This is a genomic window from Plantactinospora sp. GCM10030261 (genome assembly GCF_042666615.1).
In the GTDB taxonomy this organism is placed as follows: domain Bacteria; phylum Actinomycetota; class Actinomycetes; order Mycobacteriales; family Micromonosporaceae; genus KBS50.
Genome location: NZ_JBHTDD010000005.1, coordinates 214,334 through 226,622, shown reverse-complemented (window position 1 = coordinate 226,622; position 12,289 = coordinate 214,334). Strand labels below are relative to the sequence as shown.

Annotated in this window: 11 protein-coding genes; 4 read left to right on the top strand and 7 right to left on the bottom strand. The window is 71.2% G+C overall.

Annotated features, from left to right (window positions below; translation table 11 throughout):
* Window positions 1-15: 15 nt before the first annotated feature.
* The gene (locus ACFQUZ_RS08905) at window positions 16-966 is read right to left on the bottom strand and encodes a GNAT family N-acetyltransferase (RefSeq protein WP_377439936.1); all 951 of its coding nucleotides are present in this window, start codon (window positions 964-966) and stop codon (window positions 16-18) included.
* Window positions 967-1,004: 38 nt separating this feature from the next.
* On the opposite strand from ACFQUZ_RS08905, the gene ACFQUZ_RS08900 reads away from it, so the two are divergent.
* Together ACFQUZ_RS08900 and ACFQUZ_RS08895 are read left to right on the top strand one after the other, a co-directional pair.
* Complete coding sequence (locus tag ACFQUZ_RS08900) at window positions 1,005-1,829, top strand: arginase family protein (protein ID WP_377439933.1); 825 nt, start codon at window positions 1,005-1,007, stop codon at window positions 1,827-1,829.
* Window positions 1,830-1,911: 82 nt separating this feature from the next.
* Window positions 1,912-3,078, top strand: a complete 1,167-nt coding sequence (locus ACFQUZ_RS08895) for an alkaline phosphatase PhoX (protein WP_377439930.1) — start codon at window positions 1,912-1,914, stop codon at window positions 3,076-3,078.
* 28 nt (window positions 3,079-3,106) lie between these two features.
* On the opposite strand, the gene ACFQUZ_RS08890 is transcribed toward ACFQUZ_RS08895, so the two are convergent.
* The 3 genes from ACFQUZ_RS08890 to ACFQUZ_RS08880 form a co-directional block, all read right to left on the bottom strand.
* The gene (locus ACFQUZ_RS08890) at window positions 3,107-3,856 is read right to left on the bottom strand and encodes a hypothetical protein (RefSeq protein ID WP_377439928.1); all 750 of its coding nucleotides are present in this window, start codon (window positions 3,854-3,856) and stop codon (window positions 3,107-3,109) included.
* Window positions 3,857-4,002: 146 nt separating this feature from the next.
* Window positions 4,003-4,377, bottom strand: a complete 375-nt coding sequence (locus ACFQUZ_RS08885; RefSeq protein ID WP_377439926.1) for a hypothetical protein — start codon at window positions 4,375-4,377, stop codon at window positions 4,003-4,005.
* A gap of 480 nt (window positions 4,378-4,857) precedes the next feature.
* Window positions 4,858-5,454 (bottom strand): TetR/AcrR family transcriptional regulator, encoded by a 597-nt coding sequence (locus ACFQUZ_RS08880; protein ID WP_377439924.1) that lies wholly within the window; start codon window positions 5,452-5,454, stop codon window positions 4,858-4,860.
* A gap of 88 nt (window positions 5,455-5,542) precedes the next feature.
* On the opposite strand from ACFQUZ_RS08880, the gene ACFQUZ_RS08875 reads away from it, so the two are divergent.
* Both ACFQUZ_RS08875 and ACFQUZ_RS08870 read left to right on the top strand, forming a co-directional pair.
* Entirely contained in the window at window positions 5,543-7,024 is a 1,482-nt protein-coding gene (locus ACFQUZ_RS08875; protein ID WP_377439921.1) for an amidase, read from the top strand.
* 59 nt (window positions 7,025-7,083) lie between these two features.
* Window positions 7,084-7,623, top strand: coding sequence for a DinB family protein (locus tag ACFQUZ_RS08870; protein ID WP_377439919.1), 540 nt, complete (start codon window positions 7,084-7,086; stop codon window positions 7,621-7,623).
* Window positions 7,624-7,680: 57 nt separating this feature from the next.
* Here the strand turns inward: ACFQUZ_RS08870 and ACFQUZ_RS08865 are convergent, their stop codons facing one another.
* The 3 genes from ACFQUZ_RS08865 to ACFQUZ_RS08855 all read right to left on the bottom strand — a co-directional run bounded on the left by ACFQUZ_RS08865 (window position 7,681) and on the right by ACFQUZ_RS08855 (window position 12,283).
* Window positions 7,681-9,729, bottom strand: a complete 2,049-nt coding sequence (locus ACFQUZ_RS08865; RefSeq protein ID WP_377439917.1) for a hypothetical protein — start codon at window positions 9,727-9,729, stop codon at window positions 7,681-7,683.
* A gap of 122 nt (window positions 9,730-9,851) precedes the next feature.
* A complete protein-coding gene (locus ACFQUZ_RS08860; RefSeq protein ID WP_377439915.1) occupies window positions 9,852-10,781 on the bottom strand; it encodes an acetamidase/formamidase family protein in 930 nt (309 codons plus the stop codon).
* Between the two features lie 5 nt (window positions 10,782-10,786).
* Complete coding sequence (locus ACFQUZ_RS08855) at window positions 10,787-12,283, bottom strand: PLP-dependent aminotransferase family protein (protein ID WP_377439912.1); 1,497 nt, start codon at window positions 12,281-12,283, stop codon at window positions 10,787-10,789.
* Window positions 12,284-12,289: the final 6 nt, after the last annotated feature.

The window sequence follows — 12,289 nt, the reverse complement described above, 5'->3', positions numbered from 1 at the left end:
ATCGGCAGCGAGGAGCTACCCGTGGTGCCAGGGCAATTCGACGGGGATCACTGGCGGTCGCCCGGCGACGATCTCAGCCAGCAGCTCCGCCAGGCCGAACGGGTACACGGTTTCGGTGGTCGCGCCCAGATCGGCCACCGTCCACCAGCGATAGCCGGCGTAATGGCTCCGCTCAAGTTCGGTGAGCCCGGCCGGGTCGACCTCGTGGCTGGTGACCCGGTGCAGGAAGAAGTCGTCCCGGAACAGGCCGCTCAACCACAGATCGGCGTGGCCGCCGCTGTACGCCACGGGCGTCAACTCCTCGGCCGCCGCCCGGAGACCCAGTTCCTCCGCCAGCTCGCGGACGGCTGCCGCCGGCAGGCTCTCCCCCGGCTCCACACCGCCACCGGGCGTCAGCCAGATGTGCCCGGAGTGCGGGTCGCCGGCCACCGTCAACGACCGGATCAGCAGGACCCGGTCCGCGCTGTCGACCACCAGCACGCGGGCGGAGCGCCGGACGTAGGCGGGGGTGAGCGGCTTTGCCATCCGGAGGTAGGCGCTGCCGTCCCATGCGGCTGCCTGTTCGACGAGCCGGTAGCCGTTGGCCGCATAGAACGGTTTGGCGTGCAGCGCGACGCCCACCCTGACCTCGTCGGCTCCGGTGCGGTCCTGGTAGTCAGCCTCGACCCGCTGGAGCAACCGGCTGGCGATGCCCCGCCGGGTGAGGTCCGGATCGACGTAAACGTGGCGCACCCGGTCCCCGCGCCAACCGGCGAGCCCGACAACCTCCGTACCCACGCGGGCCACGAAGAGCTGACGGTCCCGGATCATCCGCCGCAACTCGTCCTCATCCACATCGCCGAGCAGCGTCTCGACCTCCGTTGCCGAGTAGGCGGACGGCGCCTGTGCCGCCAAGGCCGCGTACCGCACCGCGATGAGGCGAGGCAGGTCGGAGGGGTCAGCGACGTCAATCCGGATCTCCACCACCGATGCACGGTACCGGGGTACGGCGTTACGGTCGACGTATGTCGATCCTCGTCGCGCCGTACCATCTCGACGAACATCTTCCGGAGCTGGACCTGTTGCTGCCCCCCGGGACGGCGGCGGAGACCGTGGTGCCCGACCTGCCCGCGGGTGACGCGTGGCGCCGGCTCGGTGACTTGTACGACGCGGTGGCCCGTGCGGTCGACCGGGATGCCCGGGCCGGCGCGGCGCCGACGGTGGTTTCGGGCGACTGCATGGTGTCGCTCGGCGTCCTGGCCGGGCTGCAACGGGCGGGTCTGGACCCGGCCGTGGTCTGGTTCGACGCGCACGGCGACGTGCAGACGCTGGAGACCACCACGTCTGGCTATCTCGGCGGCATCCCGCTGCGGATAATGACCGGCTACCGCCCGGACCTGATCTCCGAGCGGCTCGGGCTGCGTGCCGTCGACGAGGATCGGGTGCTCTTGGTCGACGCCCGCGACCTGGATCCGCCCGAGGTGGACTACCTGTCCAGCGCTCCGATCCGGCGGTCGTCGGTGGCAGCCCTGGCCGCTCCGGACCTGGCCAGCCCGGACCTGACCACGCCGGACGTGGCCAGCCCGGCTGCCCGGGGCGGGGACATGCTGCCCGACGGACCGTTGTTCCTGCACGTCGACCTGGACGTCGCCGATCCCGCCGAACTGCCGCCGCTGCGCTATCCGGCGGTTGGTGGACCGTCGTTGACGACGGTGGTGGCGGCGATCCGGCGGGTCCTGTCCAGCGGACGGGTCGTCGGATACGACATCGGCTGCACCTGGCTGCCCGGACACGAGGTATCCAGCACCTCCCGGGCGCTGCTGCTCAGCACCATCGTAGACCCCGTCTGATCATCCACCGTTCCCGAGGAATTTAGTGCGGTCGATGGAATTGCGCACTAGCGTGAGGACACCCCACCCCCGGAGGTGTCCCATGGAACGTCGTACCGTGCTACGCGCCGCCGTTGTCGGAGCCGGCACCGCCGCCTTCTCCGGAGCCCTGTGGCAGCAGGCGTTCGGCGCCGTCGCCCAGCCCGGCCCCGGGCCGTACGGAACGCTGCTCGCCGCCGACGTCAACGGCATCCAGTTACCGACCGGCTTCGCCAGTCGGGTGATCGCCCGCTCTGGACAGCGGGTCCCCGGCACCTCGTACACGTGGCACTGGGCGCCGGATGGTGGCGCCTGCTTCCCCAGCGGCACCGGCTGGATCTACGTGTCCAATTCGGAGATACCGATCTTCGGCGGAGCCGGTGCCGTACGGTTCAACGCCGACGGTTCGGTTGCCTCGGCGTACCGGATCCTGTCCGGCACCAACGTCAACTGCGCGGGTGGCGCAACCCCCTGGGGCACCTGGCTGTCCTGTGAGGAGGTTCCGCTGGGTCGGGTGTTCGAGACCTGGCCGGACGGCAGCCGGTCCGGCGAGGAGCGCACCCGGATGGGCCGGTTCACCCACGAGGCGGCGGCGTGCGATCCGGACCGGCGGGTGGTGTACCTGACCGAGGACGAGGACGACGGGTGCTTCTACCGGTTCATCCCGGACACCTGGGGGGACCTCCGCACCGGGCAAGTTCAAGTCCTCTGTGGACCGTCAGATCCGGTGACCGGCCCGGTGACCTGGCGGGACATCCCGGATCGGGACGGCTTTCCGATCGCCACCCGGCACCAGGTCGCCGCGGCACGGCATTTCGACGGCGGCGAGGGTTGCTGGTATGACCGCGGCGTCTGCTACTTCACCACCAAGGGCGACAACCGGGTGTGGGCGTACGACGCGGTCCACGAGGTGCTCGATCTGGCGTACGACGCGGCGCAGGTGCCCGGGGGTAACGCGCCGCTCACCGGGGTGGACAACATCACCGGCGCCGGTTCGGGCGATCTGTTCGTGGCCGAGGACGGCGGAAACATGGAGATCAACGTCATCACGCCGGACGGCGTGGTGGCACCGTTCCTGCGGATCCTCGGGCAGGGCGAGTCCGAGATCACCGGCCCGGCCTTCTCCCCGGACGGCAGCCGGCTCTACTTCTCCTCCCAGCGCGGCACGTCCGGCGCCGATGTGGGCAGCGGCGGCATCACCTACGAGGTACGCGGCCCGTTCCGCCGCTGAGCCGGCCCGGTCCGCCGCCGGAGCCGGCTCAGTTGACCCGCAGTGCCCGCCAGCGAGCTGCCAGCCGGCCCGGCGACGTCCGGGTCGGCACCCGGTCGGCCGCCTGGCGGGTCACCGGCACAGCGGCGGCATTCGCCGCGTACGCCTCACGGCGCAACCGCTCGGCGGCGTCGGCCGCCCGCTCCGCCTCCAGCCAGGCGGCCCGCTCCTTCTCGACGGCGGCCTCGTGCTCGGCCAGCCGGTCGTTCCGGATCATCTGGAGCAGGAACCGCTCCTGGTCGACCGGATGCCGGCGCGGGTCCCAACCAGGCCGGTGCGCCAGCGCGTCCGCCAACCGGCCCACCGACAGCTCGCCGCGCCAGTGTGCGGCGATGGCGGCCCGGTGCAGGTACCGCTCCCGGTCGGCGTACTCGGCCGGGGTCTGCGGCGTGTGGGGGACCGGCAGCGCCGCCGCGGCGGCGACCCGGCGCAATGCCTCGTCGGCGGACAGGTACGTCTGCCAGGCCGACTCGGCCGCGTCCTCGGTCGTCACCCAGCGTTCCCGGGCCAGACGAGCGGTTTCGGCGGCCCGGTCCGCGGCGACCATCACCTCGTCGGCGTAGCGGAGCAGATCCCGCTCCTCGGGGGTGGGCGGTCCGGCGGGCCGGACGGCGTGGGCCGGGCGGATCGGCTGAACGACCAGGACCGCCATCGCGGCAAGGCCGAGCACCAGGAGGACGAGCCAGATGATGGCGGCACGAGGAACATCGAGCATGATCAGGGAGAGCGCGGTTTCCATGGGGGCACCTCGGGATCGACGCGGGGAAGGCGGACGCGGCGGACGGCGTCCAGCACCGGGCCGGAACCGCTACCGCGATCCCACGGGTCCGCGCGAGAAACGGCGGAACGGGGATCGGCGAAGGGCGACGCGGGTGGTGGGACGCCTCAGCGTCCGGGCGGCGCCCGCTCGCCGACCGACCGCGCCGCGTCCAGACCGACAAGATCGGCGACGGCTGCGACGGGAACCACCGCGTCCGTGATCTGCCGGTCGGTCCGGTGGTCGCGGGGAGCGGCCGTCGTCTGCCGCTCGGTTGCCCGCTCGTCGCTCAGGTCGAGGGTGGCGCCGTCGGCGACGGTCACCCGGGCCGGTTGGGTCGCGGTCGCGGGGCCGGAGGCCGGGCTCGCGACGACGGCCGGCACGGCAGCCGTGCCGGCACCCAGCGCGAGCGCCAAGGCGGTGAATGCGGTGGCCGCCAACATGGCGATCGACCGCATCAGCCAACGCGTCACCCACGATGCGGGGGTGAGCGCGACAGTCATGTGGCCAAACCTACCGTGTGGGGCGGGCAGTCGCACGTGGAAAGTCACCGTCACGCGTATCATGCGCGTCACGCGTATCCGCCAGGCCGCCAGCTCGGTCGTCGCCGGCAGGAACGCCATCACCGCCGCTGAGGGGAACGCCGGCACCGCCAGCGGCGGAAACGCCATCCACGCGGATCAATCGGCCGGACCGCCAGGCGAGTGCGGCCGCGCCGAGCGCCACGACGGCGCAGGCCGGAATGGAGACCCGGCGCCACCTCATGGACCGCGCTGCTCGACAGCTAGAACGGGCGATGGGTCGGGTCGGGTTCCCCGGTACGTCATAGGCGTACGCAGCGTGCTGGCCGGAGGTACGTTGCCCGCCGCGTGTGGTGCGTGATGTCGCTGCGAGCCACCTGCCGCCGCGCGGTCCCGCGCTCGATTATCTCGTGTGTTTCTGATCGGCTATCTCGTGTGTTTCTGATCGGCAGGTGGCGCGCCTCAGGAACCGGGCGAACGTTCGTGTCGATACAGCCTCTCCACGTACGTGGTGAGGATCTGGCGGGCTTCGTCGCGTTCGATCTGGCCGAGGAGAACCTGAACGGTGAGTCCGTCGGCGAGCGCGAAGATGCTACGTGCCTCGCGCTCGACGTCGACTGTGGCGCCTGTGGCGCCGACTATCTCCCGGATCAGGCGGGTGAGCACGTCCACCATCGACCGGTGACCCTCCTGGAGGATCCTGGACATGTTCGGCGTTACCGCGGCGCGGGCGACGAACGCGAGCCAGACCCGCGCCTCGGGTCGCTTGTCCACGTCGAGCAGGGCTAGGTCGACCGCCACGCGCGCCAGGGCAGCGGGTGCCGGCTGAGTGGTAAGCACCCGCAGTCTGGCGCTGAAGTTCTCGCTCACGCGGGCCATGGTCAGGGTGAGCATCTCGTCCTTGTCACGGAAGCAGCGCTGGACGGCGCCCAGGGAAACGCCGGCACGTTCGGCGACGTCACGCATGGTGACACCCTCCACGCCCTGCTCATCGGCCAACGCGCACACCGCGTCGATCATCTGGTGCCGCCGTCCGCGGTAGTCCACCTTTCTGGGCATGCCTCTCCGTCCGCCGTCACGTCCACCCGACCCGGCACGAGTGTACGATGCGATACGCTTGTATCGAATCACGACCGAACGGGGATGCATGAACACCGAGTTGTGGAGCTGGACCGCCGAGAGAATTGCCGCCGGTGTCGCCGCCGGCGAAGTCCGCGCTGCCGAGGTCGTCGAGAGCCATATCGCGCGGATCGCCGAGGTGAATCCGGTAATCAACGCGGTGACGCAGCCGCTGTTCGAGAGCGCGCGTCGCGACGCCGCAGAGATCGACCGGCAGCGCCGGACCGGCCGGCGGCTGGGACCGCTCGCCGGCGTGCCGTTCACGGTGAAGGAGAACATCGGCATCGGCGGAGTGCCGACGACAAGCGGCCTAGCCCACTTCCGGGACATGCGGTCGACAGTGGACGCACCTCCGGTGGCGCGGTTGCGAGCGGCGGGTGCGATCCCCATCGGACACAGCAACATGCCCGACCTGACGCTGGGCGGGATGCACCCGCGAAGCGAGCTGTTCGGCGACACCAGGAATCCGTGGCACCTCGGCCGCACCCCGGGCGGCAGCAGCGGCGGCGACGGCGCCGCCGTGGCGTCCGGCATGGCGCCGCTGGGATTGGGCAACGACTCGGGCGGGTCGGTCCGTATTCCGGCCGCCTTCTGCGGCGCCGCCGGCCTCAAGCCCAGCTACGGACGCTTTCCCGCCGACCATCGCATCGGCCCCGATGACCCGACTCTGGCTTCGCAGCTCATCCCGGTCGACGGTCCGATCGCCCGGACGATCGGTGACCTGCGGCTGGCGTTCGAGGCCCTGGCCGGAACCGATCGTCGGGACCCACGCGCCGTCCCGGCACCGGCGTACGGCCCCCCGACCGAGACGCCGCTGAGGATCGCGGTCGTCACCGACCCCGGCGGTCAAGGAGTGCACCCCGAGGTGCGGGTGGCGGTCAGCACGGCCGCAGACGCCCTCCGGGGGGCCGGACACGACGTTCAGGAGATCGCGGACGTCCCCCGTCTCGCGGAGACGGTCGCCGCGTACGGGCACATGATCATGACGGAGTTCGCACTCGTCTGGCCGCGTATCCGTGCCATTGTGCCCGCCGCCAGCCGCGCCTACATCGAGATGTCGATGGCGCGGACCCAGCCAGTCGATCTCCCCGGGTACGTGCGGCTGACGGCCTTGCGGCTGAGCCTCCAGCGGGACTGGGCCGAGCTTCTCCACCGGTACCACCTCGTCCTCGGTCCGGTCTTCACCGAGCCGCCGGTCGAGCCCGGCCTCGAATCGGCAAGTGCGGACGGACACGAGCGGGTGACAACGGCGATGCGGTTGTGCAGCGCGACAAGCTTCGTGGGCCTGCCGGCTGTGGCCGTGCCGGCCGGGGTCTTCGACGGACTGCCGATCGGAGTCCAGCTGATCGCGCCGATGTACCGGGAAGACCTGTGCCTGACCGGCGCGGAGGCCATCGAACGCCGGCTCGGTGGGCTGACCCCCGTCGAACCCCGGCTCGACACCGCACCGGCATCCGCGCCGGCATCCGCACCGGCATCCGCGCCGGCATCCGCACCGTCCCCGACCTGACCGGCGGCGGCCGGCGCGACCGGCGCACCGCCCCGACGACTTTCTTAGCTGGAGAAGCGATGGATCTCGGCCCCCTGACGGCATCCCCTCGCCAGTTGTTGTGCTGGCAGTTCGACCTGACCTGGTCGCTGTTCGAATACCACCTGGAACGGCTGGAACCGGCGGACTTCCTGTGGGAGCCCGTGACCCACTGCTGGACGGTCCATCCGGACGGTGCCGGTCACTGGCGGCCGGACTGGGCCGACACCGAGCCCGAGCCCGTGCCGGTTCCCACGATCGGCTGGATCAGTTGGCACATCGGGTGGTGGTGGACCGTGACCATCGACCACGCCCGGGGGCGGACACCGCGGGAGCGGACCGAGGTCACCTATCCGGGAAACGGACCCAACGCTGTCGCGTGGTTACGTGACCTCCGCACCGAGTGGCTGGCCGTGCTGGATCACCTCAGCGACGCGGACCTGCACACCCCGGCCTCCTTTCCCTGGCCGAAGGACTCCGGGCTAACGGTGGCCCACATGGTCGCCTGGGTGAACACGGAGCTGATGAAGAACGCCGCCGAGATCGGCCAACTTCGGCTGCTGCGTGCCGCGTCCGGCTGACCGGGTGGCGTTCCAACTGTCTCGTGGATGCTGGTCGATCCATGGGACGGACGGAATCTAACCCGTAGGCGCCGGCTCGCCGGCCGGGGTCGAAGCGACGGCGGCAGCCGGCGACGGGGCTGGCCGTGCCGCCGCCACGACGGCCCACGGCACCCAGATCAGCTCCAGCAGGATCCGCGGCCACACCGGGCCGACCGGGATGACGGGCAGCATGACCAGCCCTCGATCGACGGCGCCGAGCAGCGCGAACACGCCGAGCGCCAGGGTCGACCAGCCAAGACCGCGCCGGCCCGTGCGACGCAGCGCCAAACCCACACCGAGCCAGCCGAGACCGAGCAGGGCCAGGCCCAGCGGGGTCAGCCAGGTCCCCTCGTACGCGGTGCCGAACACGCCCACCACCAGTCCGCCGAGCGCGACGCCGCTCGCGGCGATCCATAGTGGATTCTGCCGACCCAACCGCGTCCACAGAACCAACAACACCACGCCCAGCAACACCGCCTCGCCGGTGGCGGCGCGTACCTCGACCCGGTCCAGCCCACGCGCCCCGAACCAGTCACAACTCGCCGGGAGCCGGCGGTCCGACAACGAATAGTCGGCACAGACGTACAGCTTGAGGGTCTTGCCGGGCTCGGCGACCGCGCGGTTGACGCCAAGGCCGGCCGGCATCTCATCGGCGCCGCAGCGCGGCAGGACCCGCGGCTCAGCTCCGGCCGCGGACCGCTGCCAGCACGAGCCGCGCCCCTGCCCGTCCCACCAGAAGTCCATCCCGTTGGGCGCCCGTTCGCCGGACGGCGACACGCCGAGCCGGTTGCCGAGGTAGCGGTTGTGGTGGGAGGTGTCGAACTGGTCCGCGAACCCGGTGTCCCCCCGGACGAAGCCGGGCACCCAGGACGTCACGAAACCGGCGTACGCGTGACCGTACACCCAGTTGTCCCGCCAGATGTTGTAGTTGCCACCCGGGTTGATGACCCCCGTGCCGGCCGGCACGCCGACCGCCGGGCACACCACGCCGTCCTCGTAACCCCGCTCGGCGTACGGCTTCGCGCAGGTGCCATCCCGGACGTACCGGTAGTAGTCCTCGTTGTTGTCGCCGATGACGTTCCGCTCGAACTTGGCGTGGTTCTGCGGCATGCCGGGGTGGTCGGGGAACGCCGAGTCGGTGGCCACCCCCGCGGTGTTGTTCGTGAACTCGTTGTCGTGCGCCCACACCGAGTCTCCGGCCGTTCCCGAGTAGCCGAGCAGGTTGTGGTGCGACTTGCAGCCCGTGATCTCGATGGCGTACCGGTCCACCTGGTGACCCCGATCGGCGTTGATGTTCGAGGCCGCCCCCGGATAGACCCCGGAGTCACCGTTGCCGTACGCCTCGCAGCCGGTGTAGAGGCCGTGGTCGTCGGCGAAGGTGAGGAAGCCGTACTCGTCGTTCCAGCGGCCGATCGCCCGATCGATGACGAACCCGTCGGTCTCCAGGATGTAGACGGCGTTGAAGGTGGTCCGCTGGGCGGTCAGGTTGCGCAGGTAGAAGCCGTTGGCGCGGTCCGCGCGGATGGCGTTGAGCTTCTGGTACTGCGCGTCCACCACCACGTCCAGCGGGTTGGCGCCGGTCCCCTCGATCTGGAGGTCCCGCTTGCCGATGACCGCCACCAGATTCTGCACGTGCGGGCAGGCCACCTGCTGTTCGTACGACAGGACCTGGTAGAGCCGGTTGCCGGACCAGGGCGCGTCCAGTCCGGCGCAGGCGCCGGTGGGCGGGGCGAGGCTGGGTTCCTCCTGATAGACGCCGGGCAGCACCAGGATCCGGGTGCCGGGCAGCCGGGCCGCGTCCACCGCGTCCTGGAGGTGACGGTAGCCGGAGCGCTGGCATTCGTCGTACAGCGCCTGGTTGCTGGCGCGCAGTTCGGCCGGGAAGCCGGCGATCCGGGTGGCGAAGTCCGCCGCGTCCGTCTTGCAGACCAGCAGCCGCGGGCCATCGGTGCGGTACGTCGGCACGCTTCCGGTGCCGTCGGGATAGACCGGCCGCCGCTCGTCGTGTGCGGCGGCCGGGGCCGCCGACGCCAGGCCCAGAAGCAGGAACGCGCCGACGACAGCGAGCCTGGTCAATGCCTTCATGGCCGGAGATTAGAGGAATTCTCGCGTTCTAACCATCCCCCACCGAGTTGGTTCACCGGCCGACCACCGGCCGTCGACCACCGGCTGCTGGCTGCTGGCTGCTGGCTGCTGGCTGCCCAGGATCAGGCGGTGAAGACGGCGTGCGACAGGGTCATGCCGACGTTCCACACACCGGCATCGACGATCTCGAAGATGCGGAGGTCACCCGCGAGGCTGCACAGGAGGTAGGCGTCCTGCCGGGACAGCCCGCGTTCCCGGCCGAGAAGGTCGATCATCCCCCGGACGGCGATGCGCGCCCCCGCCATGAGATCCGGGTCGATGCCCATGGTGCCGTAGTAGCCCGCGACCGCCTCCCGCGTCGGAGCCGGTGGCGGCGGAACAGTGAACTGAGGAGTGCTGATGCCGTGCCGCACCAGGGTGAACCGGAGAGTGGCCGTCATGTCGGTTTCCAGCGCGTTCACGCAGACCTCGCCGTCGCCCTGGGCGGCGTGCGGATCACCGCACGAGAACATCGCGCCCTCGTGCCACACGGGCAGAAGGAGTGTGGACCCGACGGTGAGGTGGCGGGTGTCGACGTTCCCGCCGCCCCCGTGCGGCGGGAAGGGCGAGGCGCGGACGATGCCGTGTGGCAGCGTGCCCATGACACCCAGGAAGGGGCGGATCGGGATCCGCACCCCGGGCACGAGTTCGGTGGTGTCACCGTCGGTGAGATCGAAGTAGCGCAGGAACGGCGCGTGTGTGAACTCGGGAAGCAGTCCCATTCCGGGCAGCACGCCGCACCATCCCCAACCGCCGGGACGCAGGTCGAGAACCTGGATGGCCAGGGAGTCACCGGGGGACGCGCCCGCCACGTGCACCGGGCCCTGGAGGTGATAGACAGTGGCCGGGTCGAGGGCGGTCCGCCCGAAGCTGACACCCCGGTGGATCTGCCGGTGGCCGGCCATCTTCAGATCGAACCGCACGATGTCACCAGAGCGGATGCTCAGCGCCGGTTCGAGGGTCGCGTCCCACTCGTGGTGGACCGCCGCGGGGTCCATGACATGCTCGGTCATCGCGTTCACACCCGGGTGCCGCTGGCGAAGGTGGGGCCACGGTCGAGGGCGTCGGCCAAGGCGGTGAGGGCGGCGTCGAGGCTGGCCAGCTCTGCCGCGTTACCCAGGCACAGCCGGATGCCACGGGCGAGCGCGGCGGTCGGACCGGACGGGTCGGCGTGGAAGAACGACGTCGGGCCAAGGTCGACGCCGAGGCGTGCCGCCGCGGCGACGACCTCGGCCGGTGTCCATGGTTCGGCGAGGTCGAGCCACGCGTGCAACCCGCCGGTACGCAGCGAGCGCACGGCCGGGCGGCCGGCGAGCAGTCGCTCTGCCGTCGCGAACCGATCGGCCAACTCGGCGCGCTGCCAGGCGAGCATCCGTTCGGCGGTGCCGTCGGTGAGCCAACGCCGAGCCAGCGCAAGGGCCACCGGCGCCGGGTTGAAGATGCTGGCGCGCACCAGCGCACCGAGCCGGTCGGTCAGCTGGGCCGGCGCCACGATCGCACCCCACCGGAGTCCCGGCGTCACGGTCTTGGACAGGCTGCTGAGGTGCAGCGTCCGTTCGGGTGCCAGCGCCGCGAGCGGAAAGGGCCGGTCGTGCTCGGGTGCCAGGAGCCCGAAGACGTCATCCTCGATGATCGAAAGGTCGCGTCGGCGGGCGACCGCGATGACCTCCCGTCGACGGGTCGGGGACAGCGTGATGGCCGTGGGGTTGTGCGCCGTCGGCATGAGATAGACCGCGGTCGGGCGGCGGGCATCGAGCGGGGCGCCACTCATGGCGGCGGCACCCGCCGGATCGGCGCCCACCGCGGCCGCCTCGTCGAGCGCCGCGGGCAGGATTCCGTGCTCGTCCATCTCGACGCCGACCACGCGCAGGCCGAGCAGTTGTGCGGCCACCTTCACCCCGGGATAGGTGAGCGCCTCGGTCAGTAGGGTGCCTCCGGGTCGTACCACCGCGCCCAGCGCGACGAGGATGGCGTGCTGGCCGCCGTGGCAGATCACCACGTTGGCCGGGTCGGGCCGCCAACCGCCGAGCGACAGCCAGTCCGCGGCGACGGCGCGGTCGGCGGGGCCGCCGATGTCGGCCTCGTAGGAGAGCAGCCCCGACAGGTCCGCGGCGTCCGCGGTAGCGCGCAGGCTGGCACGCAGCAGGTGCTCGTGTTCGCCGCGGGCCGGGGCGTTTACCGACAGGTCGACGCGGGCTGGCGAATCGGTCCCCGGCCGATCGCGCAGCGAGGGGATGCCGGTGATGAAGGTGCCACGGCCCACCGTGCCACTGATCAGACCGCGTTGCTGAGCCTCCCGGTAGGCACGGCTGATCGTCGGAACCGCGACGCCGAGTTCGCTGGCGAGAGCCCGGTGGGTGGGCAGCCGGTCTCCCGGCCGGAGCCGACCGCCATCGATGCCGGCGGCGATACCGTCGGCGATGCGCTGGTAGACCGGCCGGGCGTCGTCGACGGCCACGGCTCGCCCGGCAACTTCGAGCAGGACCGGATCGGTGGGCGGCACGGTGCGACTCACGGCACC